General features: G+C 57.5%; 15 protein-coding genes. 7 read left to right on the top strand and 8 right to left on the bottom strand.

The window, feature by feature from the left end; translation table 11 throughout:
• Positions 1-12 precede the first annotated feature (12 nt).
• The 5 genes from RBB75_RS12015 to RBB75_RS11995 all read right to left on the bottom strand — a co-directional run bounded on the left by RBB75_RS12015 (position 13) and on the right by RBB75_RS11995 (position 7,500).
• A complete protein-coding gene (locus RBB75_RS12015) occupies positions 13-3,186 on the bottom strand; it encodes an efflux RND transporter permease subunit (protein ID WP_353068225.1) in 3,174 nt (1,057 codons plus the stop codon).
• Between the two features lie 141 nt (positions 3,187-3,327).
• On the bottom strand, positions 3,328-3,999 hold the full coding sequence (locus RBB75_RS12010; RefSeq protein WP_179636854.1) for a TetR/AcrR family transcriptional regulator: 672 nt from the start codon (positions 3,997-3,999) through the stop codon (positions 3,328-3,330).
• 310 nt (positions 4,000-4,309) lie between these two features.
• Entirely contained in the window at positions 4,310-5,224 is a 915-nt protein-coding gene (locus tag RBB75_RS12005) for a sugar phosphate isomerase/epimerase family protein (RefSeq protein WP_353068224.1), read from the bottom strand.
• A gap of 168 nt (positions 5,225-5,392) precedes the next feature.
• On the bottom strand, positions 5,393-6,871 hold the full coding sequence (locus RBB75_RS12000) for a PLP-dependent aminotransferase family protein (protein ID WP_353068223.1): 1,479 nt from the start codon (positions 6,869-6,871) through the stop codon (positions 5,393-5,395).
• 173 nt (positions 6,872-7,044) lie between these two features.
• Positions 7,045-7,500 (bottom strand): hypothetical protein, encoded by a 456-nt coding sequence (locus RBB75_RS11995; RefSeq protein ID WP_353068222.1) that lies wholly within the window; start codon positions 7,498-7,500, stop codon positions 7,045-7,047.
• Positions 7,501-8,193: 693 nt separating this feature from the next.
• Here RBB75_RS11995 and RBB75_RS11990 point away from each other — a divergent pair.
• The 7 genes from RBB75_RS11990 to RBB75_RS11960 all read left to right on the top strand — a co-directional run bounded on the left by RBB75_RS11990 (position 8,194) and on the right by RBB75_RS11960 (position 17,826).
• Positions 8,194-8,880: an STAS domain-containing protein gene (locus RBB75_RS11990; RefSeq protein ID WP_353068221.1), complete on the top strand. Its 687-nt coding sequence runs from the start codon at positions 8,194-8,196 to the stop codon at positions 8,878-8,880.
• A 186-nt stretch (positions 8,881-9,066) separates the two neighbouring features.
• The gene (locus tag RBB75_RS11985) at positions 9,067-9,240 is read left to right on the top strand and encodes a hypothetical protein (protein WP_353068220.1); all 174 of its coding nucleotides are present in this window, start codon (positions 9,067-9,069) and stop codon (positions 9,238-9,240) included.
• Entirely contained in the window at positions 9,237-10,700 is a 1,464-nt protein-coding gene (locus RBB75_RS11980) for a sensor histidine kinase (protein ID WP_179636845.1), read from the top strand. The genes RBB75_RS11985 and RBB75_RS11980 overlap by 4 nt, the downstream gene beginning before the upstream one ends.
• A gap of 69 nt (positions 10,701-10,769) precedes the next feature.
• A complete protein-coding gene (locus RBB75_RS11975; protein ID WP_257030840.1) occupies positions 10,770-11,816 on the top strand; it encodes a YncE family protein in 1,047 nt (348 codons plus the stop codon).
• Positions 11,817-11,858: 42 nt separating this feature from the next.
• A complete protein-coding gene (locus RBB75_RS11970) occupies positions 11,859-13,334 on the top strand; it encodes a TolC family protein (RefSeq protein WP_353068219.1) in 1,476 nt (491 codons plus the stop codon).
• Between the two features lie 2 nt (positions 13,335-13,336).
• On the top strand, positions 13,337-14,662 hold the full coding sequence (locus RBB75_RS11965; protein ID WP_353068218.1) for an efflux RND transporter periplasmic adaptor subunit: 1,326 nt from the start codon (positions 13,337-13,339) through the stop codon (positions 14,660-14,662).
• Positions 14,662-17,826 carry an efflux RND transporter permease subunit gene (locus RBB75_RS11960; RefSeq protein WP_434557133.1) on the top strand — a complete coding sequence of 1,055 codons (3,165 nt, stop codon included), beginning with the start codon at positions 14,662-14,664 and terminating at the stop codon, positions 17,824-17,826. Before RBB75_RS11965 ends, RBB75_RS11960 begins: the two co-directional genes overlap by 1 nt.
• 161 nt (positions 17,827-17,987) lie before the next feature.
• Here RBB75_RS11960 and RBB75_RS11955 read toward each other — a convergent pair whose 3' ends face one another.
• The 3 genes from RBB75_RS11955 to RBB75_RS11945 all read right to left on the bottom strand — a co-directional run bounded on the left by RBB75_RS11955 (position 17,988) and on the right by RBB75_RS11945 (position 26,150).
• Complete coding sequence (locus RBB75_RS11955; protein ID WP_353068217.1) at positions 17,988-20,810, bottom strand: TonB-dependent receptor; 2,823 nt, start codon at positions 20,808-20,810, stop codon at positions 17,988-17,990.
• A 449-nt stretch (positions 20,811-21,259) separates the two neighbouring features.
• The gene (locus RBB75_RS11950; protein ID WP_353068216.1) at positions 21,260-22,510 is read right to left on the bottom strand and encodes an alpha/beta hydrolase family protein; all 1,251 of its coding nucleotides are present in this window, start codon (positions 22,508-22,510) and stop codon (positions 21,260-21,262) included.
• Between the two features lie 178 nt (positions 22,511-22,688).
• On the bottom strand, positions 22,689-26,150 hold the full coding sequence (locus RBB75_RS11945) for a TonB-dependent receptor (protein ID WP_353068215.1): 3,462 nt from the start codon (positions 26,148-26,150) through the stop codon (positions 22,689-22,691).
• Positions 26,151-26,186: the final 36 nt, after the last annotated feature.

Raw genomic sequence — 26,186 nt, 5'->3', positions numbered from 1 at the left:
ATCCTGAGCTACTCATAGTGATTCTTCCGCGTCCTGGGCCACGGGAGGAGGATCATTTCGATGCATAAACGAAAAGAAGACCGGAACGAAGGTTAGCGTTCCAAAGGTAGCCAGTAGCAGCCCTCCAATGACGGCACGGCCGAGTGGCGCGTTTTGTTCGCCTCCGTCGCCGAGTCCGAGGGCCATTGGCACCATGCCGATGATCATTGCGAGTGCGGTCATGATTACTGGACGGAATCGCGTGAAACCGGCTGAGAGTGCCGCGTCGAGAGCATTCATTCCCAGGTCCATCTGCTCTTTCGCAAAGCTGACTACGAGAATAGAGTTTGCCGTCGCTACACCCACGCACATGATTGCGCCAGTCAGTGCGGGGACGCTGATGTGTGTGCCGGTTAGAAACAGCAACCATACAATTCCGGCCAAAGCCCCGGGTAGCGCGGCGATGATGATGAATGGGTCGAGCCAACTCTGGAAGTTCACTACGATGAGCGCGTAGACGAGCACGATCGAAAATAGAAGTCCATAGACCAGCCCCGTGAAGGAGGTGTGCATCGTCTGGATCTGCCCGCGAACAAAGAGCTGGGTTCCACGAGGCAATTTGCCTTGGCTGTCTTTGACTATCTGTTCAATCCTGGTTGAAACGCTTGCAAGATCTGTCCCTTCCACCGCACCATAAATATCGATTACTGGCCGCGCGTTGTAGAGACTTACCGTTCCTTGTTCGACCCCTCTTCGAATGGAGGCTAGATTGCCGAGAATCTGGGGTTGCTGCGTCGAGCCATTTGTTGCGATAGGAAAGTTCTCAAGCTGTTGCAGGCTTTGCACGTTATATTGTGGCGTCTGCACGGCGATGTTGTAGCTGACATGATTCTGAGGATTGAGATAAAATGTTGGATTGGTCTGGAAGCTGCCGCTAAGACTGGTAAGCACACTGTTTGTGACGTCTCGCTGGCTATACCCTACCTGCTGGGCGCGAGTGCGATCGACATCGATGGTCCATGTTGGTAGATTGAACGGCTGTTGAATTCGAAGATCGGTCGTTCCTGGAATATGACTGATCTGCTGCATCATCTGCTCGGCGAGGACGCGATTTTGTGCGACCTGCTGTCCAACAACCTGAACGTCAATCTGCGCCGGCAAGCCGAAGTTCAGGATCTGGCTCACCATATCGGTTGGCAGATAGTAGAACTCTGTACCGGGAAACTGCGTGGTAAGTTTGTCACGCAGGCTATGAGTATATTCGGCTGTGGGGTGATGCTTTTCGTCGAGAGAGACCAGAATGTCTGCGTCTGCCGTACCCACAGGAGCGGAGTTCGAGTAAGAAAGATTCAGGCCAGAGTAAGGGATGCCGATGTTGTCGATAATTGAGGTTAGCTCTGCGGCTGGGATTTCGCGACGAATTACGTCTTCGATCTGATCGCAAAGCCTGGCCGTATCTTCTATCCTGGTGCCGGTGTGAGCACGGACGTGCAGTTTGAATTGTCCTCCATCCACTGACGGGAAAAAGTCCTGTCCCAGCCATGGATAGAGAAGCACCAGAGAAGCTAGCCAAAAGGCCCCAATCGATAGGAGAAACGGGACTCGATATTCCAAAAATAAGTGCAACAGGCCGTGGTACCAATTGCGCAGTTTTTCAAAGTACTTTTCAAAGGTGAGCTGGAAGCGAACCAGGGGGTTGCGGCTGACTTGGGCTGTTTGTCCCTCTTGATGCGGTTTCAACAGGTACTTCGCCATCGTTGGGACAATCGTTCGCGATAGGAAGTATGACGCGAGCATTGCAAAGACCACTGCCTCCGCCAGAGGAACGAACAGATAGCGGGCCACGCCTCCGAGAAAGAACATAGGAACGAAGACGATACAGATTGAAATCGTTGAAACGAATGCGGGGACTGCGATCTGGGCTGCGCCATCGAGAATCGCCTGCTCTACCTCCTTGCCCTCTTCGAGATTGCGATTGATGTTCTCGATTTCGACAGTCGCGTCGTCTACGAGAATACCGACCGCCAATGCCAATCCACCGAGCGTCATGATGTTGATTGTTTCGCCGAGTGCGGCCAGCATCAGGAGGGAGCAGATCACCGACAACGGGATGGAAATCGCGATAGTCACGGTGGAACGCCAGCTGCCGAGAAACAACAAGATCATCGCAGCGGTAAGGCATGCGGCGATTAACGCCTCGCGAACGACGCCGCTGATTGCCCCCCGGACAAAGACCGATTGGTCGGCAATCGGTTGTATCTTCAGGGCTGGAGGCAACTGAGCTGCGATCAGCGGAAGCTGGGCCCGCACGTTGGAGATGATTTGCAACGTCGAGGAGTTCCCTGTCTTTTGTATTGTCATCAACGAAGCGCGCTGCCCGTCGACGCGCACGATATTGGTCTGCGGAGGAAATCCATCGCGGACATTCCCGATGTCGCGAATGTAAGTAGTCGCGCCATTTACCGTTTTTATAGGCAGATTATTCAGTGCGGCAATCGAACTTGGGGCGCTGTTCGTTTCTACCTGGTAGTCAATATGTCCCATCTTCATGTCGCCAGCTGGCAGAATAATGTTCTGCGCAGACACGGCGTTGACGACATCTGAGGCGGAAAGACCATAGGCCTGCAGTTTTTGGGTGTCAATATCCACCTGGATTTGGCGCTGCTTCCCCCCATAGGGGTATGGCGTGGAAGCGCCCTGAACTGTAGCCAGCTGTGTGCGGATGAAGTTGGTGCCGAAGTCGTTCAACTGCTGTTCGCTGAGACCGCGGCCAGACAATCCAAGCTGCAACACTGGGACGCTCGAGGCGCTGTACTGGATTACCAGCGGCGGTGTTGTACCCTGCGGATCCTGGCGAAGAACTGTCTGCGAGACAGCCGTAACCTGTGCCACGGCCTGCGCGATGTTTACCGACGGCTGAAAGAAAACTTTTACTACGGAGACGCCATTCAACGTCTGAGATTCGATGTGTTCGATGTCGTTGACTACAGTCGTCAGATTTCGTTCGTAGGGCAGAACGATGCGATCGTTCAGCTGCTCGGGCGACAATCCTGCGTAGGCCCACACGATGGACACGACCGGGATATCGATGTTCGGAAAGATATCGACGGGCGTCCGCAGCATGACGACGGGGCCGATGACGAACAAGAGCAGCGACAAGACGACAAAAGTATAAGGTCTCCTAAGCGCGAGACGAACGATCCACATCAAAGCTCCTTGGGCGATACTTTCTTATTTTTGCCTACTGCGTCAGAGGCTTCGTAAGTGATGTCATTGTAAAAACGGCTACGTTTGAATCATGTAAAACCAAGCGTTTAGAAATAAGATGCCGCGATGGCAGAACAAGACTCAAAGTTGCCCGTTGCGGCGGTTTATTAGAGAAGACAATTTCTTCCGAGGACGCTGATAATCAAGTCGCCTCAACCCTCCAAATACAGCTTCGACCATTGCCTCGGACTCTGAGTCATTGAGTGAGCCGTGGCCGGCGAGCAATCGAAAGATCGTGGGCCCGTAGATTAGGTCGAGAACGATCTCCCCATCGATAGCGTTGCGAATCTCTCCACGATCTACGCCGCGCCGCCACATGACACGCGCGGCGTCTCTGCGGGCATAGAGAAAACGTTCTCGAAACGAGGCCAGAAATCTCGGATCACTCTGCCCTTCTGCAATGAACTGGCAGAAGAGCCGCCCCAGAGTAGATGTGTAGAAAGTGGTCAATGACTTCAATTGCTCGGTAAAATCTTCTTCCGCCGACCCCGTATCCGGGGTTGGAACTCTGTCGGTCATTCCGGCCAGATAAGCGTCCAAGGCCACCATGCTCTTGTTAGGCCACCACTTGTAGATCGTGGCTTTGCTGACACCCGCTCGCCTCGCGATCGCGTCCGCAGTCACTTTGCGCAGAGATTCGCGCTCCAACAACTGAAGTGTCGCCTTGAGAATAGCGGCTTTTGCCTCGAGACTGCGGTGTCTCCCGCGTTTTTTCGGCTTCTCCGTATCTTTCAGGGTTTGCTGTTTTCTCATACGTCTGTTTCTCAACAAAAACATGCAGGGCGATACCAGCTGCTCGGGTAAATCTGCACCTTCATCCTTAGCAGTGAGACTCTGCAATGATTGTGAACTATACGTTCAGTATATATAATTGCGAACAATTAATCGAGTGACGAGTCTCTCCTTGAAAGGACGAGTCTTTCCGGCAGATTGTTTCGCCAATTTTTTATTAATCGGTGATTTTAGAGTGTTTCCGGCTGATTTCAGGGACGACACGGCGCAGCGCTTGAAAATCAAGGCTTGAGGTCTTACAAAGGTTGATTGTCTGGAGAAACGGCGCTCTCTAAACCGTGAGTTTTTTCATGTAGTCGGCGTCGATTTTGAGCGCTTCCAGCGGCGGGATGTCATATGCCTCCTGCTCGACAAAGTAATGCCTGATGTTTGCTTTCTTCGCAGCCTCAAAGACTGGACGATAATCCAAGGTTCCCTTCCCCAACTCGGCGGCGGGGGGCGGTTCCATGACAGACGCCGGCTTATCGGTGTGCTTGAAGTCCTTGACGTGGAGCATGGAGATTCGAGAAGGATAGCGCTTAAGATAGTCCACCGGATTGGCACCGCCGACGATGACCCATCCGCAGTCCAGTTCGAAGGTCACTAACTCGGGATCGGTCAAGCGGATCATCTCGTCGAGTGGGATGACATTATCCTGTTTGCCAAACTCCATAGTGTGGTTGTGATAGCCGAACTTCATGCCCGCGGCCTTCACTTTTTCACCAAACTTGTTGAACTGATCGGCGTTCCACCGATAGTCCTCCAAGGTGAAGGAGTGGATCAGTGAAGGATAAGATGTGTCTTTCAGCCGGGATGGGTCCTTGATTCCAGGGAAGGCGCAGATGATGTAGTGCACGCCAAGCTCTTTGTTGAAGGCGACGATCTTATCAAAGTCTTTGCTCAGATTCGAGTAGGAGTAGTGAGCGCTGACGCACGTGAGGCCAGCAGCCGACATCGCGCTCTTGACCTGCTGGGGCGAGTGGTCGTAGTAGCCCGCCGCCTCGACCTCCTGATAGCCAAGGGCGGCAAGCTGTTTGAGTGTTCCTTCGTAGTCCTTTGCGAGCATCTCGCGGACTGAGTAGAGCTGGAGGCCGATCGGGAGACCGAAGGGGGAGGCTGATAGTCGATTAGTCTTGAGAAGAGAGGAGCCACAGACGATCGCGGCAGTGGCAGACTGGAGGAAGTTTCTACGTGTGTGACGGGTCATCTGGATCCTCTACTCCTCAGGGGTTAATCGTTAGGCAAAGCGCCTCTATCATTCTTTGGACGCAACTGGGTGCTCTGCCGTCGCGCTGATTCAACGATGATCACAGTACATCACATCTGAAATAGTTGCCAGAGAACGAAGGAGCGAATCGATTGGATCAGAGTTCCATCAAGAGAGAAAGGCGTGAGCCAGTTTTTCTGCTGCGAGAACTAGCTCCTCTTCGCTGCGAGCTGCGAAGGTAAAGACGAATTGGACGTGCCCGGGGCGCTCTACCTCGGAACATGCGGGCCAATAGACGCGCTCTAACCGCACGCCGGCGGCTAGGGCTCGCTCGAAGGCCTCGGGTTCGGCGAGGTCGATCTGGAAGTCCGCCAGGAAGTGCATCCCTGCATGATCTCCGTAGATTGTGACTCTGCGGCCGAAGTGTTTCTGTAACGATTCGACCAGCACGGCGCGCCGCTTCCGGTAGATGATCCGCATCTTTCTGACATAGGGTTCAAGGTGTCCCTCGGTGAGAAAGTCTGTGAGGATGCGCTGGTCAATTGAAGAGCTTTGAAGATCGCAGAGCAGCTTAGCCCCTGTGAATACGTCCTGAAAGGCAGGGGGCACTACGAGATAGCCCAGCCTCAAGGTGGGGAACAAGAGTTTGGAAAAGGTTCCGATGTAGAGGACGGGAGCATTGGGCACCATCCCCTGGATGGAGGGGAGCGGCCTCTCGTTGTATCGATACTCGCTGTCGTAGTCGTCCTCCAGGATCAGTGCACCTGTCTGCTTTGCCCACGCCAGCAGGTCCATGCGGCGTGCGACCGAGAGCGCAACTCCTCGGGGGTACTGGTGCGAAGGGGTGACGTAGACAAGCTTCACCGCCTTGTCGCTGTGTTTTTTGAGTTGCGAGACTTGCATTCCGTGGCGGTCGACCGGGATGGGGAGGAGGGTGGCGCCCTGGGAGGAGAAGATTCGACCGGCGAAGCGGTACCCCGGCGCTTCCATGGCGACGTAGTCGGCGGGATCGAGGAAGATTCTTGCGGCGAAGTAAAGGGCCTGCTGCGATCCGCTGGTGATGATGATCTGATTTGGATCGCAGACGACGGCACGGGACATGCGCAGATAGTGGGCCACGGCTACGCGGAGATCGGTGCTTCCACTGAACTCCTGGGTATATTGCAGGAGGGTTGAAGGATCCTCCTGCATGCGTCTGACCAGGAGCCTGGTCCAAAGCTTTCGCGGAAAGGAGCTTACATCTGGCCCGTGCGAGTCGAGGCGGATGAGCTCGGGGGGGATGGGGGGGCGGATCGGCGCATTGATGAGCTTTCCATAGATGGAGAGCCGGACGGGCACAGGGCTCTCGAGCTCTGGATCGATCGCTATGGGGACGCTGGAGGCGTACATATCGGTTTCGGGCAGCGAGGAGCAGACGAAGGTTCCCGAACCGCGACGGGTTTCGAGATATCCCTCCGAGATCAGGCGCTCGTAACACTCGGTGACGGTGATTCTCGAGACGCCGAGCGAGCTGGCCAGAGCGCGTGAGGCGGGCAATTTAATGCCAGCCTCGAACCTTCCTCCGACGATTCCGTCGCGCAGACCGTCGTAGATCTGGCGATAGAGAGCGATCGGAGAGATGGGATCGAGATTTAAGGCTACTTCCATAGCGTTGGATGAGAGGTCTACGTTGTGGACCGGGGGCTTGTTCCCTTAAGTGGCTTGTTCCCTATGTCCCCTTAGACGCCAGCCAAGCTCACTAGTCAGGTTCCATGCTGCGGAGCCTTGCCCCGATTGGCAAGGCTCTCCGGCATTTTTCCGGCGGGCTACGGGCCAGGGAGCTATCGGGGACTGGGGTCGACGGCGAGGTCCCGGCCCGATTTGGTTCGAGCGAGGGTACGGACGATGGAGGCGGCTGCGGGTTCGATGGTGACGGAGCGGGCGTTGGTGGAGGCGAGCTGGAGACCGTAGAGGAGGACCGCCGCCCTTTTAGAATCAATGCGATTGCGGGCGAGGGCAGCAACGAGCAGGGAGATGGAGACCTGAATGGACTCGACATCTTCGAGTGGGGGCAGGTCGAGTTCAAGGGGAAGGGCCTCCGGCAGATACTGGGGCACTCCGGTCGCCGAAGGTGGATTGTCCGGCTGGCTTGGGGGCAGGGTGGGGGCGGTTTCGAGCAGAGTTCTGTGGCGGCGGAGGAGGCGAGAGTGGAAGTAGCAGAAGGCGGAGACGCCGAGAGAGGGTGATTTGCAGCGGCGTCCGTTGGTTTTGATGTGGCGACAGATGGCGGTTTTCATGTTTGCGGCTCCTTTGGAGTGCGGTTGGTACCCCCCTCCCCCCTACGGGGTATTTTGGGGGCAAGTGGAATGGATGCAATGATTTAGCGGAAGGGCGTGTCGCTAAACCATTGCATCCAGGTGGGTTACGGCTAAAATACTTGTTTTGTTTTAGTTAGTGGAATTTTCGTGCGGTTTCCTTTCTCTAAGGGGCTCTTTGGCTGCGAGATGGATGCTGCATTTCATGGTGCTTCGGTGACTCCTTCGTGGTGAGTTGGTGGTGATTGGTGGGACGTTAAATGCGAAGGGCTGCTGCAGCTTTCGCCGCAGGCAGCCCTTGGTTTTGATCTCTTATTTAATTGTAACGAATTGGATATAACTCATACGCCAAATTTGGCGAAGATTTTTTGAATTATTTTTTTTGATCGAAGCTCTGTCCTGCCGGACGGGCGCCCTGCGCGGGCAGCGGTCACTTCGTGACTTGTATACCGCTTCGTGTGGCGCTCCCATTAGTCGCAAGCGGGAGTTGGTGCCGACCAACGGGAGGACCGTGGATATTAGGTTCTGGGAGCGGTGAAAGAAGAATGGCTTTGGAGCGGTTTGCGGTGCGATGATTGGGGACCACAGCTTCAGGTCATCATTATTCTTCCTGCGGGTTATTCTTCCTGCGGGGCGAGTGCGATCCCGTGTCGAGCCTGGCTGACGAGGTAGTCCATGCTGTTAAGTCTGAGTTCGCGGTTTGTTAGAAACGTCTACCTGATTCAGTGCAAGGGGCGTATTGTTCTGGGCGCTGAGGTGAAGGCGCTGGAGGCAATGCTGGATGAGGGGGCGCGTGAGTTCTCTCGGCTGGTGGTGGAGTTGAGCGAGGTGAGCCGGCTGGACAGCATTGGGCTGGGTCTGCTGGTGCGATTCTCCGAACGGATGCGCCGACGCGGGGGCGATCTTCGGCTGGCTGGGCCGCCGAAGTTTCTTACGGACCTGCTGAAGTTGACGAAGGTCTCCGCTTTGCTGGAGAGCTATGCGACCGAGGAGGAGGCGATTCAGTCGTATTTGAGAGAGCGGCCGACGGTGGCGACGCAGAAGCAGGAGGGCCCGCGGGTGCTGGTGGTGGATGAGTCGGCGGACCTTTGCGTGTTTGTGAGGACAGTGCTGATGCAGCATGGATATGACGTGAGATCGACCTGCTCATTCCGCGACGCGAAGACGCTGCTGCAGGTGGAAGGGATAGAGTATCTGGTGGTGGGGCCGAGCACTCCGCGTCTGTCTGCAGAGACGGTGATGCAGTCGCTGACGGCGCTGGCTCCGCGGGCGAAGGCGCTGCAGCTTGATCCTGAGTTCAAGATTCGAGATGTGCAGGAGGCTAGTGATGCGCTGCTGCAGTTGTTTGCGAGCGGCGATTAGGGCGGGAGAGAAGTGGTAGAAGCTTTCGAGCCAAAGCCGGTTGATCGGCATGTGCGCTGTAAGACGCTCTGTGCGCTGCAAGACGCTCTGTGCGCTGCAAGACGCTCTGTGCGCTGCAAGAATTGTTCGGCCTATGGGCAATTTAAGGCTGTCTTAAGCTTTGTGTGGTGAGATCTATTCATGCGTGTGCTGCTGGTTGAAGACGAGATCCGCCTAACTGAAGACGTGGGGCACGCACTGCGCGAGGGGCAAGGCTTCACGGTGGACCATGCCGAGGATGGGCGGATGGGGTTGGATGGCCTGACGGTGCTTCGCCGGCTTCGCGAACGAGGCAATAGCACCGGAGGCGAATCGGCATGAAGAGTTACTCGCTGACGCGGCGACTGATTGCGGCTGTGCTCCTGGTGGAACTGTGCTCACTGCTGGCTTTGATTGGAATCGCCAGTGTTTATGAGGGCATTTCACACTTTCGCGCGTTCGATGTAACGCTTCGCGGCCGGGTGGATTCGGTACTGGGAGCGGTGCAGGACGCAGAAGACCCTGAAGACAACCTGATGCTTTATGGAACCGAAGGGCTGGCTCCGCGGCGAGACATTTATATCGTTCGCGACGACCGTGGCCGCGTGATCGGGTCGCAGGGGTGGCCGGGGGGCGAGCAGGAGCTGGCCAGTAAGGACACGCGGGAGTTTCGCAATCTGACGGTTGGAGGGATTCACTATCGCGTCATACGCAGGCCCGGTCTGCGGATCGTCGATCCGGGGGATGCGAAAGGTGGCATTGCCCGGCATGTCATTATTCTCTACGGCTCGCGCACTCATCCGGTGTGGGAGCGAGTGCGGAATGCCATAGCGTTCTATGCACTCTCGGGCCTCCTGCTGCTGATGATCACCGGCGTTGTGCTGCTGCACCTTTTGCGCAGCGGACTTCAACCGTTATACGAACTGGTCGAGCAGGCGGGCAAGATCTCGGTCAACTCGTGGAATCTGGGTCCCTCGAGTCAGGCCCGCTATGTGCGGGAGCTTGAGCCGCTTGTCTCGGCCATTGAGTCGGCGCTGCTGAGGCTGGAGCAGTCCTTCGCGCAACAAAAGCAGTTTGTCAGCGATGCAGCCCACGAACTGAAGACCTCGGTGGCGGTGGTGAAGTCTTCCTTTCAGCTTCTGACGATGCGGTCGAGGTCGGCGAAGGAGTATGAAGAGGGGCTTGAGCGAGTGAGGATCGACTCGGAGCGGATGGAGGAGCTTGTCGCCAAGATGCTAACCCTGGCGCGGCTTGAGGATGGCGCGGAACAGCCGGAGTCGTATCGGATGGTGGAACTTGGCGATGTTCTCCGTGATGTGGCGGAGCACTTTCGGACGCTGGCGAGCTTCCACCGCATCAACCTGGTGATCAACGCGGAGAGGCCGGTCTTCGTTTCCTGCGATCCCGACCAGGTTCGGCTGCTCTGCTCGAACCTGATTCATAATGCGATTCAGCATAGCGGGGAGGGCGCAGAGGTTCGCGCGATCGTAACGAGCCGGGACAGTGTGGCCCGATTGGTTATTGAAGACGATGGAATCGGAGTTCCAGAGGAGGTACTTCCTCATGTCTTCGACCGTTTCTATCGTGGAGACCCGTCGCGTAGTCGACGAACGGGCGGTACGGGTCTGGGGCTGGCGATCTCAAAGGCGATCGTTTTGCGATACCACGGAGCGATAAGCCTGGAGAGCAGGCCGGGACAGGGCACGAGCGCTATTGTTACTCTGCCACTGGTCCAGATCGCAACAGAGAAAACGTATCCTGGGACCGCGAGTAGCCGGGAAAAAGGAGTTCCTACTTCTTAAGCGTACATTAAGCCAGCTCTGCGATATTTGTAGGGAACAAATTTTCTTTCATTCTGGAGTGTTTTTGACATGCCGAATACAAGCAGACGAGTCGTCTCTTCTCTCCTCTTTGCCGCATCGACGCTGGTTCCCTTCTTCACGATAGCGTCTGCTACGGCGCAAAAACCATTTCAGATTGAACAACGATGGACCATCGGAGGCACGGGAGGTTGGGACTACCTGACGGCCGATCCGGCAACACACCGCCTTTACATCGCGCATCTGACCCGGGTCGACGTCGTCGATACCACGACTGGAAAGGTGATCGGAGCGATTGAAGGATTGACCCGATGCCACGGCGTCGTCATCGCTCCCGATGGCAAGACCGGCTTCGTCTCCGATGGCGGAGCAAACGACGTTGTGGTGTTCGATACCTCCAACTTCGCGACGCTGACGAAGATTCCGGCCGGAACCAATCCTGACGGCATCGTCTACGAGGGCTCTACCAACACGCTCTGGGCGTTCAACGGAACCAGCAAGAACGCGACGGTGATCGATGCAGCCAGTCGCAAGGCAATCGGTACGGTCGCGCTGCCCGGCAAACCGGAGTTTCCGCAGAGCGACGATGCAGGAACTGTCTTCGTCAATATTGAAGATAAGAACAGCATCGTGCGACTGGACGCCAAGGCGCAGAAGATTTCGGCTACGTGGGCTCTGTCCGGGTGCGACTCACCGTCTGGGCTGGCCTTCGATAAGGAGGGCGGACGTCTGTTTTCGGTCTGTGACGGTAAGAAGATGGCCATCACCGATTCGCACACCGGCAAGTCACTGGGTACGCCGACCATTGGCGATGGGCCTGATGCCGCTGGATATGACGCAAGCAAGAAGCTGGCCTTCTCTTCGAATGGCGATGGCACGTTGAGCGTCGTCGATGCCAGCAAGGCAACGTATCCAGTGATTCAAACGCTGCCGACGATGAAGGGCGCGAGAACGATGGCGTTCGACTCGTCAACCGGAAAGATCTACACGGTCACGGCCAAGTTCGGCGCCACCCCGCCTGCAACCGCTGCGACTCCTCGCCCGCGACCCTCTATTCTGCCCGACAGCTTTACGGTGCTGGTGATCGGCCAAGACTAGCCGCGGGAGATCGTCCGTGCAATGGGTGTGTGCAAGTAAACCATGAAACGAATCTTTTTATTCAATCCGATCTTCGCGTTTGGCTGGGTGATGGCACTGGTCCTCGCGCCATCACCAGCTGAAGCGTGGCAGACGACAACTTCCGGGGTAGCTGCACCGGAGCTTACAGGTGCGCCGCAGAGTGCAGCCTCGCCAACAACTGACGCTGGAGCCACGCAGGCGAATGGTGGCGTGATGGCACAGGCGAGTGTGCAGGGTACGAACCAGGCTGGTCAGGCCGTTACGCTTGACCAGGCGCTGTCGCTGGCAAGGGCGAACGAGCCCGCATTTGCCGCGGCGGTGGCAGCGAGTAAGACGGCACAGCTTGACCGATCAATTGCCCGGGCGGCGTTGCTTCCCTCTGTGGTGTACCACAATCAGTTTCTCTATACTCAGCCGAATGGGGCGCGTAACGGGACCGGCTCGATCGGGACGACACAGCCTTCGCCCAGGTTCATCGCCAACAATACAGTGCACGAGTACATCAGCCAGGGCGTGGCTACCGAGACGATTGGGCTTGCACAGTACACTGCTCTGGCTCGCGCTGGTGCGGCTGCTGCAATTGCCAGTGCAGAGATGGAGATTAGCCGCAGGGGTTTGACCTCGACGGTCGTCGGACTTTTTTACAATTCAACTGCTGCGCAGCAACGGATTGTCGTTCAACAGCGCGCCACTGACGAAGCTGCCGACTTTGTGAAGCAGACGCAGCAGCGCGAAGCGGCAAGAGAGGTGGCCCATGCGGATGTCATCAAGGCGCAGTTGACGCTGCAACAACGGCAGCGAGATCTTGGAGACGCTCAATTGCAGGCGCAGAAGGCTCGGCTTGATCTTGGCGTGCTGCTGTTTCCTGATCCGCGCTCGCCGTATAGTGTGACGCTTCCTGCGGCAACTTCGCTTCCGGAGCGAACGGTGGTGGAGACACAGGCCGCCGCGAATAATCCTGAGTTGAAGAGCGCTCTGGCAACGCTGCGAGCGAAGGATCTCGACATTACGACAGCGCGTGCTGCTTACCTGCCGGACCTGGTGCTGAACTACTCGTATGGTATCGATGCTCCGCAGTTCGCCGCGAATGGCCCTGACGGTGTTCGCAACCTTGGCTACTCCGCTTCGGCGACGCTCGATATTCCTGTGTGGGACTGGTTTGCGACGCAGCACAAGATTAAACAGGCGCACATTCTTCGTGATGCTGCCAAGGTGGCACTGACTTCGACGCAGCGCACCTTGATCGCCCAGCTTGATGAGTTTTATGGAGAGGCTTCCCTCGCTCACGATCAGCTTGCTTCGCTGGAGTTGAGCGTGCAGACGGCGCGGGAGAGCCTTCACCTGACACGGATGCGCTACTCCGCCGGCGAGGCGACTGTTCTCGAAGTTGTCGATGCGCAGAACTCGTTGACCAGCGCAGAGCTTGCGTATCAGGACGGCACCATTCGCTATCAGCTTGCGCTGGCAAATCTTCAACTACTTACGGGGACGATTTAACCGTGGCCGACAAAATGGTAACTACGACGACTCAACGGGCTGGGACACCGTCATTGGCCGTGTCTTTGCTGTTCCTGTCTGCTTCCCTGCTGCTTCAGAGCGGCTGCAAGAAGGCGGACGATTCAGCCGATAAGCCAGTGGTCACAGTGCAAGCCGTCCATCCCACGAGCGGCTCGATCACTGAGGAGATTGACGCAGATGCAATACTTGCTCCTGTTGCGCAGGCCGCAATTTTACCTAAGGTGACTGCGCCGGTGCGTAAGTTTTACGTTCAACGCGGCTCCCATGTTAAGGCCGGCCAGCTTGTGGCAACGCTTGAAAACGAAGATCTCGCGGCGGCCGCGATGGATAACAAAGGCGCGTTCGATGCAGCGCAAGGGGCCTATGCGACGGCAACGCAGTCTGCGGTTCCTGAAGAGCAAACCCGATCGCGGCTTGATCTGGAGCAGGCCAAGGCGACGCTCGATCTGGACAATAGCATCCTCGAGGCCCGCAAGCAGTTGCTGGCTCAGGGAGCGATACCTGGCCGCGATTACGATACTGCGCGAACGACGGCACTACAGGCGCAGGCCGCTTACGATATCGCGAAGCAGAAGTACGAGGCACTTACCAAGGTTGGCACCAGCGCTTCGCTAGAGTCGGCCAAGGGGACGCTCGCCTCTGCAAAGGGAAAGTACCTGGGTGCGCAGGCGCAACTTAGTTACACCAACATCAGAACGCCGATCTCTGGCGTTGTAACGGATCGACCACTGTTCGCAGGGGAGACTGCCGCTGCAGGAACTCCCGTTGTGACGGTGATGGATACCTCTTTCATGATCGCGAAGCTGCACGTCGCACAGATTCAGGCACAGCGACTGAGCCTGGGCTCTCCCGCTACGATTACGGTACCGGGAGTCGAGGAGCCCGTGGATGCCAAGGTTTCGCTGATCAGTCCGGCGCTCGACCCTGGCAGCACGACGGTGGAGGTCTGGCTGCGAGTACCCAATTCCAAGGGTCATCTGAAGGCCGGAACTTCGGTGCGCGCTACTCTTAAGGGAAAGACTGTGGAGAATGCGCTGCTGATTCCGACGGAAGCAGTTCAGCGGTCGCCAGAGGGCGCGGGCAAGATCGTCATGGTGGTCGGCGCGGACGGCGCGGCTGCAAAACGAGCGGTCACAGTAGGCATACAGACTGACGAATCAGCGGAGATCCTTAGCGGTCTCAAGCCGAGCGATACGGTGATTACGACTGGCGGCTATGGGCTGGACGAAGGCACGAAGGTGAAGGTGGGGCCGGCCGAGGAGAAAGGTTCGGCAGGCAAGAGCGACGACGATGCGGGAGGCAAATAGTGAGTCTGCCGAATGCACCTACCGCCGACGAAAAAAGCTTTTGGCTGACGCGTACCGCCAAGCCGATCTTCTTCTTCCTCATCGTGCTCACGATTGCCGGCATTTACGCGGCCTTCCAGGTACCGATCTCTGTCTTTCCGGATACTAACTTTCCGCGTGTGGTCATTGGCGTCGATAACGGTGTGATGCCGGTTGAGCAGATGCAGGTCACGATCACGAAGCCTATTGAAGATGCCGTCAACAGTGTTCCCGGACTGATGACGGTTCGCAGCACAACCAGTCGTGGATCTGCCGAGGTGAGTCTGTTCTTCGACTGGAGTGTGGACATGTTCCGCACGCTGCAACTCACTGACTCCGCTTTGGCGAAGATACAGTCGAGCCTGCCCAGTACAGCGAAGATTACGACGAACCGGCTGACCTTCGCGACCTTTCCTATCCTGGGGTATGCGCTGACCGCAGATGACCGAGGGCCTAACACCGTGTCACCCACGGCTCTCTGGCAGATTGCGACCTATGACCTCAAGCCTCCTCTGAATCGCGTTACCGGGGTGAGCACGGTTGTGGTTCAGGGCGGTAAGGTTCCCGAGTTTCACATTGTTCCGGATCCTGCGCGCTTGCAGATCGCGGGCATCACCGTTCTCGATCTTGTGAACGCGGTGCAGACGTCGAATATCATCGATTCTCCGGGGCTTTATGAGGCCGATCATCAGCTGATCCTTGGGCTGGTGGGAGCGCAGGCGCATGATGTGGAGTCGCTTGGCCGACTCGTCGTCAAGACCACGGCGGCCGGTGTTCCGATTCACATCTCGGATGTAGCAACCCTGGGGCCGGCTACTCTTCCTGTGTATACCGCCGTCGACGCCAACGGCATACCGTCTGTGTTGCTCAACATAACGCGGCAACCTAACAGCAACACGGTTGCCGTGGCTGCCGCGGTCGCCGTCGAGATCGCCCAACTCAGCAAGACTCTACCCGCGGGGGTTCATCTCACACCGTTCTACGATCAGTCGGAGCTTGTTCGTGAGAGCATCGCCAGCGTTCGCGACGCCATTCTGATTGGCCTTTTGCTGGCGTGCGTGATTCTGTTTTTATTTCTGCATGACTGGACTTCTTCGCTGATCGCCGGGCTGGTGATACCTGTCACCGTTGCAGTTACAATTCTTTTTCTCTGGATCATCGGACAGAGCTTTAACCTGATGACGCTTGGCGGACTTGCCGCCGCTATCGGTCTTGTCATCGACGACGCGATCGTGGTCGTGGAAAATATCGTCGTGCATCGGGATCGTGGGCAGTCCCGCGTCGATGCGGTACGGACCGCTCTGCACGAGATCACGATTCCTCTTATTGGATCTACCGTTACCCCTGTAGTCGTCTTCCTTCCTTTAATCGCAGTTACCGGGGTGACCGGCAGTTTCTTCCGAGCGCTGGCTGTGACCATGACTGCGGCTCTTCTCACGTCACTCCTGTTGGCTTTAACCTTTACGCCTGCGCTTTCACTTTCGCTTCTGCGTGAGCGTCGTGAAGATGCCCCCTTGAAGCCGTCTGAGGAGAACGCAGCCGCGAACCATGACGATAATGGTCCTTTTATGCGCCGCGTGCTTAGCTTGCACAACCGCGTTCTCGGCTGGACGATTCGTCGAACCTGGGCTCTGGCAGCCATCTCCGGCGTTCTTATCGTCGTTGGCTACTTAGCTTATAACGCACTTGGATCCAATCTGCTGCCAGCGATGGATGAAGGGAGTTTTATCCTTGACTACATCATGCCTGCGGGCAGTTCTCTTGCGACGACGAACAAGGCTCTTGATCGAGTGGAAAAGATCCTCCGCGATACGCCGGAGGTTTCGATTACAACACGCCGCACCGGTCTTCAGCTTGGCCTCGCTGCCGTCACGGAGGCAAATACCGGCGATATCTCGGTTCGTCTGAAGACGAAGCGATCACGAGCGATCGACGAGATTATTTCGGAGGTGCGGGGAAAGATTAAAGAGCAGGAGCCTGAACTTGATGTCGAGTTTGTGCAGGTTCTTGAGGATATGATCAACGATCTCTCGAACTCTCCTGAGCCGATTCAGATTAAACTCTTCTCTAACGACATCACACTTCTGCACGATCTGGGGCCGAAGGTGCAGGCGGCGATCTCGGCGATTCCGGGGGTCGTCGATACTCAGAACGGCGTCGACAACACACTGAGTGGTCCTGCGACTACCTTCCAGGTTGACCCTGGTCTGGCGAGCCGCCTCGGTTTTACGGTTCAGGAGGTGGCCGAGGACGCAACCTCGCTGCTTGATGGCCTGCCTTCTACCGATCCGGTGATTGTGGCTGGTCGACCCTACACGGTCCGGGTTCGCCTGTCAGACGAACATCGCTCTTCGTTGAGTGCGATCCAGAACACGGTCTTCAACTCTGCGACGGGACACACTGCGACGCTGGGTGCGCTTGCCGAGATCAAAGAGCTGCCTCCGCAGAATGAGATCCGCCGCGAAAATCTTGAACAGGTAGTGCTGGTCAGCGGACGGCTGGAAGGCTCGAATCTTGGCGGCGCCATGGTGAAGGTGAAAGACGCTGTGGCTAAGTTGAATCTTCCCGCGAGCGTTCGGGTTGATTATGGCGGCACGTATCAGGAGCAGCAAAAATCTTTTCATGAGCTGGTTCAGGTTCTCCTCCTTGCGCTTGCGCTTGTCTTCGGCGTTCTGCTTGCTGAGTTTCGGAACTTTTCCGCGCCGATCGCAATCCTTACGAGCTCGGTCCTTTCGATGGCTGGAGTCGTTCTGGCACTGCTGATCACTAGAACCGACTTCAACGTTGCAAGTTTTATGGGTTTGATCATGGTGATCGGGATTGTGGCGAAGAACGGCATTCTGCTGCTGGATGCTGATGAACGAGCGCGGGCCGAGGGCGCAGAGGCGCTGGATGCGATGATGCATGCGGCACAGAGGCGGCTAAGGCCGATCGTGATGACGGCGACGGCGGCGATGTGCGGGATGCTGCCGCTGGCCTTTGCGCTGGGGGCGGGTTCGCAGATGCTGCAGCCACTGGCAATTGCCGTGATTGGCGGACTGTTGATCTCGGTGGTTTTGAGCCTAATCGTTACGCCGGCTATGTATTACCATCTGACCGCCAGAGGCGAGCGGACAAAGGTGGAAGAGCCACAAGCAACCGTCTAAAGAGGTTTCTTGCAGTCGCGAGGTTCGTGCGGCTTGTAGCTTGATGGTTGCTGTCTCTTTTGTGTTTGTGGATTGCGTTCCGCGAGAAAGTGGGCCAGGGCTGCGCGTTTTGCAGGATGGTGCCGGAGGCGTGAGTAGCGCTCTCCGGCACCCTTTGTTGTCTATCGTTCGCGCGTGGGAGACCACCGGAGACCGCCGCCGAAGGTCTGTTTGTAGAACTCACGCTGGATCGGATTCACCGTGCTGCCATTGTAGAAACCAAAGACCTCATTGTTCAGGTTTAACGCGTAGGCTACCGCGGTGAAGCCCTTCGGCAGCCTGTAGGTTCCCTGCAGATCGACCTGCAGATGGCCGTACAGATAGGTGTCACCGTTCGGCCCCTTGATGCCGCCACCTGACGCGAGATACCCGGTGTCCGTGGGGTTTGGCTTCTTCTGCGTGAACACAATCGGCCCGGCGGTGGCATCGGTGTACTGATACGAGAAGATGTTCGCCGCGTTGTAGCTCAGTCCCAGCCGCACCGAAAGATTCCGCTTATCGTAAGTGGGACTAATGTTCCAAGTGTGCGGTGCCTGTCGCAGCAGATCCGGTTTATCCGACCTCCCGAACGCCGCAGGGAAGTTGATCTGCGAAGCAGAGTAGCCATAGTTCGCCGACAGGCCCGTTCCGTTCAACAGCCCAGGCAGATACGTGAAATGCTGCTGAAACGCAATCTCGAACCCATAGACATACGCGGTGCCGGCGTTCTGCGGCTGCGTCTGGATCGTCCCATCCGCAAGCGTCGTTTGCAGCGGAACGATCGGATCAGACAGATGCTTGTAGTACACCCCCGCCTGCAAAAGCCCGACAGGACTCAGGCTCCGCTCATACAGCAGATCCAGATTGTCCGCGTGCTCCGCCTTCAGGTTCGGGTTGCCAATGCTGGAGGTCGTACGCACCCCGCCCGGCGAGATCGTCGCAAACGAGACCAGGTCCGAGAAGTCCGGCCGCGACAAACCCCGCCCATACACCAGTCGCACCCCGCTCGACGGCGTAATGGAGTAGCGCACCGACGCGCTCGGCAGCACATCGAGATACGATCCGCTCCGGGCTACAGGCGGCTGGTCAGGAGTAATGGTGCCGTTGTCTTTTTCACTGGTGTTCTCAAAACGCACACCTACCAAGAACCGGAACCTGCTTATGTTGGTCGTGTTCATCAGGTACCCTGCCGAAACCTTCTCGACCAGGTTGAAGTTGTTCGTATTCACGTTCGGATTGGATGGATCAGGCCCCACCGCGGTAAATGCATTCACCTTGTCGTAGTCCACCGCCGGCCCAAACTGATAGGTGCCTCCGTAGTAGCCGGTATCGTTGAACGTGTTCAGGAAGTTCGTCATCTGCAGCGAAGGGTCGTTCGCTGCCGCCGTCGGAACTGTGTAGACGTCATCCTGGTTGGCGAACTTGTGCAGGTTCCGGAACCGCCCTCCAAACTCGAAGCTCGACGCGTGGCCAAAGAGTGAGTAGGACGTTGCCAAGTCGGCTCCGAAGCCAAGATCAACCTCCGGATTGTAGTAGCTCTCCACCCGCTGGCCTGCGTAGTAGTACTGTGTCGGATCGTAGATATTCACTCCGCTCGGAGCCACAAGCTTGGGCGTTAGAGGTTTGGAGTTATCGAGCGCGAACTGGATATTCCCATTGAGCACCGAGTCAGCTCCGGGATTGAACGTCGCGTCCGAGTAGCCCTCATCGCGCGTCCGTCCCACCGAGCTCTCCACATCCCAGGCGAGCAGCGAGCGTCTGATCACGTGTCGTCCGCCGAGCTGAATACTTCCCAGGTCCTGCACAGGGCGTCTGATCTCCGCTCCAAAGGTCGTATTGCCTGTGCCGTCCGGCTCTCCCGTCGAGGTATATGTGGTCGCCACGTTGTAGTCCCAGCGATTGCCGAAGTTGTGAAAGAGCGAGTACAGGCCCTTCAAATAAATACTCGAGGTCTCACTGAAGCGATAGTCCACCGTGCCGGCGTAGCCAATCCGGTTGCGGTAGTACTGATAATCGCGAATATCGTATCCACCGAGAAGCACAGGCCCCGGCTCTACGTCGTTAATCCCGCGCCCGTTCCAGTCGTACGATCCGCCGAACAAGACGCCCAGCTTGTTCCCCTCCAAAAACCGCTTTCCCAGCGTGCCGTCGAATTGGTAGACCGGCCGGCCACCAATGATGGGGGTGTATCCGCCGGTGGACTCCAAAGCTATCGTTGGCTTGTCGCCGGCACTCTTCGTGCGCAGGTCTACCGAACCGCCGATCCCGTCGCCGGGCATGCTCGCCTCAAGGGTCTTATTGATCTGCACCGACTCCACGAGATCCGCGGGAATGATATCCAGCTTCACCTGGCGCACTGTCTCTGCCGAGGCGAGGTTCACTCCGTCGACCGTCACATTGGTCAGCCGCGGTTCGGTGCCACGCACCTGCACGTACTTGCCCTCGCCCTCGTCGCGCTCCAGCGTCACGCTTGCCAGCCGCCCGATCGCATCCGCCACGTTGGCATTCGGGAGGCTTTTGATCACATCAGCAGGCAGCACGTTGATGATGTTGTCCGCATTGAAGGTGCGGTTGATCGACTCGATCTCTCCACCCTCGCGACCCGCGTAGACCTGCACATCCTGCTTGTTTGAGGCTACGCTGAGCGAAGCAGCCAACCGCACGACCTGCCCCGAAACCACCGTCACTTTTTTGGTGAAGGGGGCGAATCCTGCGTAGGAGACGGTTACATCGTGGTCGCCTGCACTAAGCCCGTTCAATGTAAATTGCCCCTGTGCATCGGTGAGCGCCGAGGCTGCCCCTGGGTTGACTTCTACCTTCGCGCCCTGCAGCGCGCCGCCCTGGCTATCGACCACTGAGCCTGATAGCAGCCCGATTCCGGTCTGCGCCGTTGCCGGGAGCACGCAGACGAGTAAGAGCATGAACATCGACACTGCGAATTGCTTCGCATAATTTCTAAGAGACATCGCCAACTCCGTTTTCTTGAAGGACTGGAAGATCGCGCCCGAAGAGGTGCTTCGGTTGACCCGAGCTGCTATACAAGGCAGATTGCACTTTTGGGCTTCCACCTAAACTAGAGAGAGGCTTTTGCGGGGATGTGAACACAGCGTAACAAGCCCGTAAAGCGCTCTTAAGGGTGGCTTAATCTTTGATGGTCCGGAGATTTTTAAGCGAGATTGTGGTGATACGGAGATTCGAGACGGAGTTATGCGCATCTGGGATCGGGGCCACCATCGTTCCGATGGTAAGACATCACCGCTAGAGTCAATCTCGAAAGATCCTGCCGCGAGCCGCTAGCATCTATAAGAGCTAAGACGAAGATACTAACGATCCCGCAATAGGTTTAAAGCGGGATCGTTATGGCAAGCTTGTCGTTCTACCGCTATTCACTCTTTTGGAGTTTCAAACGTAGCTGTTACGGGTTGGATTTGAGATTTCGGTCGAGCCAGGGAAGGATGACCTGCTTGAAGATGCGAGGATCAGGCCAGACGCCTACCTGTCGGCCGAGGTGACCGCCCTGCGGATTGATCCATGCGTCTTTTGGAACGTCGCCACTGTCGAGGAGTTTGTAGACGTCGGAGATCGGAACCTGGGTGTCTTTGGTGCCGGCTAGGATCAGCATGGGCGCTGTTGGCTTGCCTAGCAGATGCTGATTGACCAGAGACATCTTCGCGAACTCGTCGATCACCTGATCCAATGTGGTTACATTTTCGAAGATGGACATCAGGGCGGGAACCTGATCGAAGAGATACTCGCGGTTGCCTACCAGAGAGTTCACGATAAAGTCTTTCTGGAAGAAGAGGTCGGTGGGTGGGGATTGGACGCTGACGCATTTGAGGCGATCTTTCTCGATGATTGCCATCTTAGTGCCCCAATAGGCTCCCCAGCTGACGCCGTGCATGGCGATGCGGTGGGAGTCGACTTCGGGCCGGGTGGCGAGGTAGTCGAGGACCTTGGAGAGGGCGCGGTCTGCGGTGGGACTGGCTTTGACAGGAGATTGGCCGGTGCCGGGGCCGTCGACGGCGATGTATCCGATGCCGTAGGGGAGGATGGCGGAGAAGCTCTCGGTGAGGTCTTCCTTGCGGCTATCGAGCCCGTTGACGGCGATGACCATGGGGATTCTGCCCGTGGCGCCTTTGGGCAGCCGCAGGTAGCCGATGATCTCCTTGCCTTCGAAGGGAATGTGAACGACCTCTACGGGTGGATCCATCAAGCGGGCATGAGCTAGAAATGCTTCGATGCCTTTGGCGTAGGAGAATTTTTTCTTGGGGGAGGAGTCGGTGGGCCAGCGGCCGAAGAAGTAGAGATGCCACGCGCGGATGTAATCTGCGTTGGCCTTGGCGGGATCGGTCTTTTCGAGGCTTTTGCCCTCGGCCATGTAGCGGTCGGCGACGCCCATGAAGCCTTCGGCCCACTCATCCTTGTCGCGGTTGTGGATGGACTTGAAGGCTTCGCGGACGTCGTTAGGATCGAGACCGATGAGGGGATATCCGCCGACCTCGGCGCGGTGGACGGCCTCAACTTTGATCTCATCCAGAGTGCGCTCCGGTGCTCCCTGGGCCAGAAGGCTGGCTGAAGAGAGCCCGGCACAGACGGTGAGTAAAGATGCGATGGTCTTGAAGTTCCTGGTTGCAGGGTGCCTGGATACGGAATGCCTGGTTGCCACGATTGGAGTTCCTCTCTTCCACACTTTTCGAAAAACAGTTACCTTCAATGTTCGCCTTGAACCGATGCCGAACGCTTTGGAACGATGCTGTAGAGACTGCAAAACGCAGATTCCCTTCGGGAATGACAACAAAAAAGACAAGCAAAAACGAGAGCTGCGCTACTGCTGCGGCGTTGCGCTAGAAGGAGAGCTTGAGGCCGAGCTGCACAGCGCGACTGCCTCCTGAGCCGATGACAGGATTTGAAGCCGCTACGTCTGGGGTTGCGCAGCCGCAGCCGAATTGGCCTGGAACGGAGGGATCGTTGTGGCCCCAGCCGTTCTGGCCACCGAAGGGGTTGGCGAAGTTGGGATGATTGGTGAAGTTGAAGAGCTCCGCGCGGAACTGCGCTGCGTAGCGCTCGTGGAAGTGCCAGTTCTTATCGACGGAGAAGTCCCAGTTTTTATAGCCGGTGTCGCGGAAGGTATTTCGGCCCATGGTGCCGAAGGTTCCCGGCGCGGGCGGAGTCATGACGGAGTTGCCCACTCTGTAGCAGCCGGCTGTGGCCAGCGTGGCGAGCGAGCGAGCATGGGCCATGCAGACTGGATCGCTAGCACCTGTTACAGGGATGCCTACTGCGCCGCCTGACTTGAAGTCGCGAGGATTGCCGAAGAAGTCCCAGCGATCGACTCCTTCGCCGGTCTGACTGAGGTCATTGCCGGTATCGATGGGACCCCAGGGCTGCGCTCCGTAGAGGCTGACGATGGAGTTGATCTGCCAGCCTTCGAGGGATTGAAGGAATGATTTTCGGCCGGGGATGGCGTAGCTGGTGGTGAGGGTGAGGCGGTGGCGAATGTCGAAGTCGCTGCTGGCGTATTCGCGTTCGGGATGGGTGCTGTCCTGGGGGATGCCGGAGCCTGCGCCGAAGTCCCAGTTCGCGCCTACGTTGTCGAGCGAGTGAGAGTAGGTGTAGCCGGCGACGGCGGTGAAGTGGTGGTAGTTGCGGGCGGTCATGGTCATCTGCAGACCGTCGTAGTTGGAGCGGTAGATGTTGCCCATCTGATAGATGAAGCTAAGATAGGGATAGAGGGCGTTGAAGGGGCGACCGGACTGTTCGTCGTGGTTGAAGTCCGCCGAGGGAACGTTCTGGTTGATGTCGTGAATGCCGACGAGTTTTTGTCCGTGGTTGCCGACGTAGGCGACCTCGAGCACTAGGTCGGGCTTGAAAGAGTGCTCGACGTTCAGGTTCCAGCTGTAGACCTGCGGGGTGCGGAAGTTCTGCACCATGCCAAGGATGCTGCAGGGGTTGGCTCCGCAGTTGATCACGCCGGTGGGAAAGACCGTGGAGGCACCGCTGTTGTAACCCGCGTTCCAGTTGAGGGCGGAGCCAGTGAAGTTGACGGTACCGACCGAGATCGAACCGGTTCCCTTGCCGCCGTTAGGACCAACACCCAGCGCGCCGGTGGGGATGGTGCTGATGCCGAGCGAGTTGTTCAGAGCGAGGAAGGACTCCCAGTTGACGGTCTCGTAGATGAGCCCGGCTCCGCCGCGCAGTACGGTTCTGCCACTTCCGGTGATGTCCCATGCGAAGCCCAGGCGCGGCGCGAAGTTGTAGTGCTCGCCGTTGTAGGGGCCGTTGATGCCCTGCCCTACCTGGACCAGTCCTTTGGCGGGATCGAAGTTTCCGAGGAGGTTGTTTGCTTCCTTGACGACAGTGTTCAGTTCATAGCGAAGGCCGAGGTTGAGGGTGAGGTTCTTGGTGAGCCGCCAGTCGTCCTGAGCGAAGCTGGCGAATCCCCAGTTGTGAATCTGCCGGGTGGGATCGCCCGTGAGCAGGCTGCCGGATGCTGGCGTGCCGGCGAAGAAGTCTTCGAGCGGCGTGGCGCCGGGGAAGGCGTCGGTGCCGAAGCCGAACTTGATGCGGCCACGACCGCCGGCGTAGGCTCCGCCGGAGAAGCTGTCACGGTGTATTTCGCCGCCAAACTTGTAGGCGTGTTTGCCGACGGTATAAGAGACGTGATCGATGAACTGAAAGCGGCGGTCGGGACCTTGGATCTTGGGCCAGTTAAATCCGCCCAGTTCGTTCAGCGCGGGGAAGAAGTCCGAGATGTTGATGCGCGGTAGACCGAAGTATAGGGGATTGGTGACGCCGGTGTTCAGGCCGTAAGCAGAGGCAGGCTTGTTGCGGTCGTTGGTGAAGGTGGGCTGGTAGACGGTGTTGTAGCCGAAGCGCGCTTCGTTGAGCCAGCGCGGGTTGATGATGAAGGTCCAACTCGCTCCAACGACCTGGGCGCGCGTGTGGATCTGAGTCAGCCACGCGGTCTGGAGTTCGTTGGCGTCGGAGACGGTTCCATTATTGTTGCCGAAGAAGTAGAGGCCGTTGATCGAGTGGCGTTGATTGATCTGATAGTCCACCTTTGCGACGGCGTTGTCGGTGGTGACGTCATTGGGCAGTCCGTAGTTGATGAACTCAGGGCCAGCCGCACTGGTGCCGTTGTTGGTGGGAAAGCCTGTACCGTTACAGACGATGGGCGGACCGACGGAACAGCCTCCGATGGTGAGACTGGGGGTGCTGGGGACGATGCCAGCCGCTTCGACCCCTGCAATGGCGTCGACAACACTGTTCTTCGGGTCGTTCCCGAAAGGAACGGTGAGCGGGGTGTTCAACTGGCTGATGCTCGCTACCTCGTAGGTCTGCCGTTCGTATCCGCCGAAGTAGAAGAGCTTGTCCTTGAGGATGGGGCCGCCTACGGTACCGCCGAACTGTTCGAGGCTGCGGGGATTCTTCGGCCCTGCCGAGATGGGATTGAAGTAGTTGCGCGCATCCATTGGAGTGTTTCGGCCAAAGGCATAGGCGGTGCCGTGGAGCGTGTTGGTGCCGGATTTAAGCGCGACGTTGACCATGGCTCCGGGCTTCCAACCGTACTCCGCCGGCGGATTTTCGATAAGGTTGAACTCCTGGATCGCGTCGACAGGGAGGATGGTTGCGGAGTCTCCCGCGATGCCGGCTCCGTTGATGATGCTCTGTCCGGAGAAAGGCTCGCTATTGAACAGGCCGTCGATGATATAGGCGTTATCCTCAGCGCGCAGGCCGTTGGTGCTGGTTGTGGAGAAGCCCCCGCCGGGATAACGCACGATGCCGGGACGAAGCTGGAGCAGATTCTCGTAGTTGCGGCCATTGAGCGGGAGATCGTTGATCTCCTTGTTGCCCAGCGTGCCCCCGAGGCTTGAGGAGGTCGTGTTGATGAGCGGCACCTGCATCGTGACTGTGACCGTCTCCGAGGCTGCTCCCGTCTCCAGAACAAAATCGACCTGCGCGTCCGAAGCCACTTCGATCTGAATATTGGTGCGCTCGGTAGCTTTGAAGGTTGGCGCTTCGACGCGCACGGAGTAGATGCCGGGCAGGAGGTCGGGGGCCACATACTGGCCCGCCTGCGTTGTCACCAGGGAGCGCTTGGTTCCGCGCTGTACATCCGTAATGGTGACCTTTGCCCCGGGGACCAGAGCTCCTGAGGAGTCGCTGACGTCGCCGAGGATGCGGCCAGTGTTGGTCTGGGCGTGGGCGAAGAGGGAGAGAGAGAGAGAAAGCACCGGAACCGCGAGGGCAACAGCGACCCCTTGCATCGTTCTGGTTACAAGGCCGGCTGCTCTGTGAAAGTTCATTGCGTGTACGCCCCCTAATTTTTGGTACGACAGCTT

The sequence above is a fragment of the Tunturibacter empetritectus genome (assembly GCF_040358985.1).
In the GTDB taxonomy this organism is placed as follows: domain Bacteria; phylum Acidobacteriota; class Terriglobia; order Terriglobales; family Acidobacteriaceae; genus Edaphobacter; species Edaphobacter empetritectus.
This window is presented reverse-complemented; position numbering and strand designations above follow the sequence as displayed.

Bases quoted from the DNA above. Each gene is read 5' to 3' on its own strand.
- RBB75_RS12015 (WP_353068225.1), bottom strand. From the start codon at position 3,186: ATGTGGATCGTTCGTCTCGCGCTTAGGAGACCTTATACTTTTGTCGTC.
- RBB75_RS12010 (WP_179636854.1), bottom strand. From the start codon at position 3,999: ATGAGAAAACAGCAAACCCTGAAAGATACGGAGAAGCCGAAAAAACGC.
- RBB75_RS12005 (WP_353068224.1), bottom strand. From the start codon at position 5,224: ATGACCCGTCACACACGTAGAAACTTCCTCCAGTCTGCCACTGCCGCG.
- RBB75_RS12000 (WP_353068223.1), bottom strand. From the start codon at position 6,871: ATGGAAGTAGCCTTAAATCTCGATCCCATCTCTCCGATCGCTCTCTAT.
- RBB75_RS11995 (WP_353068222.1), bottom strand. From the start codon at position 7,500: ATGAAAACCGCCATCTGTCGCCACATCAAAACCAACGGACGCCGCTGC.
- RBB75_RS11990 (WP_353068221.1), top strand. From the start codon at position 8,194: ATGCTGTTAAGTCTGAGTTCGCGGTTTGTTAGAAACGTCTACCTGATT.
- RBB75_RS11980 (WP_179636845.1), top strand. From the start codon at position 9,237: ATGAAGAGTTACTCGCTGACGCGGCGACTGATTGCGGCTGTGCTCCTG.
- RBB75_RS11975 (WP_257030840.1), top strand. From the start codon at position 10,770: ATGCCGAATACAAGCAGACGAGTCGTCTCTTCTCTCCTCTTTGCCGCA.
- RBB75_RS11970 (WP_353068219.1), top strand. From the start codon at position 11,859: ATGAAACGAATCTTTTTATTCAATCCGATCTTCGCGTTTGGCTGGGTG.
- RBB75_RS11955 (WP_353068217.1), bottom strand. From the start codon at position 20,810: ATGTCTCTTAGAAATTATGCGAAGCAATTCGCAGTGTCGATGTTCATG.
- RBB75_RS11945 (WP_353068215.1), bottom strand. From the start codon at position 26,150: ATGAACTTTCACAGAGCAGCCGGCCTTGTAACCAGAACGATGCAAGGG.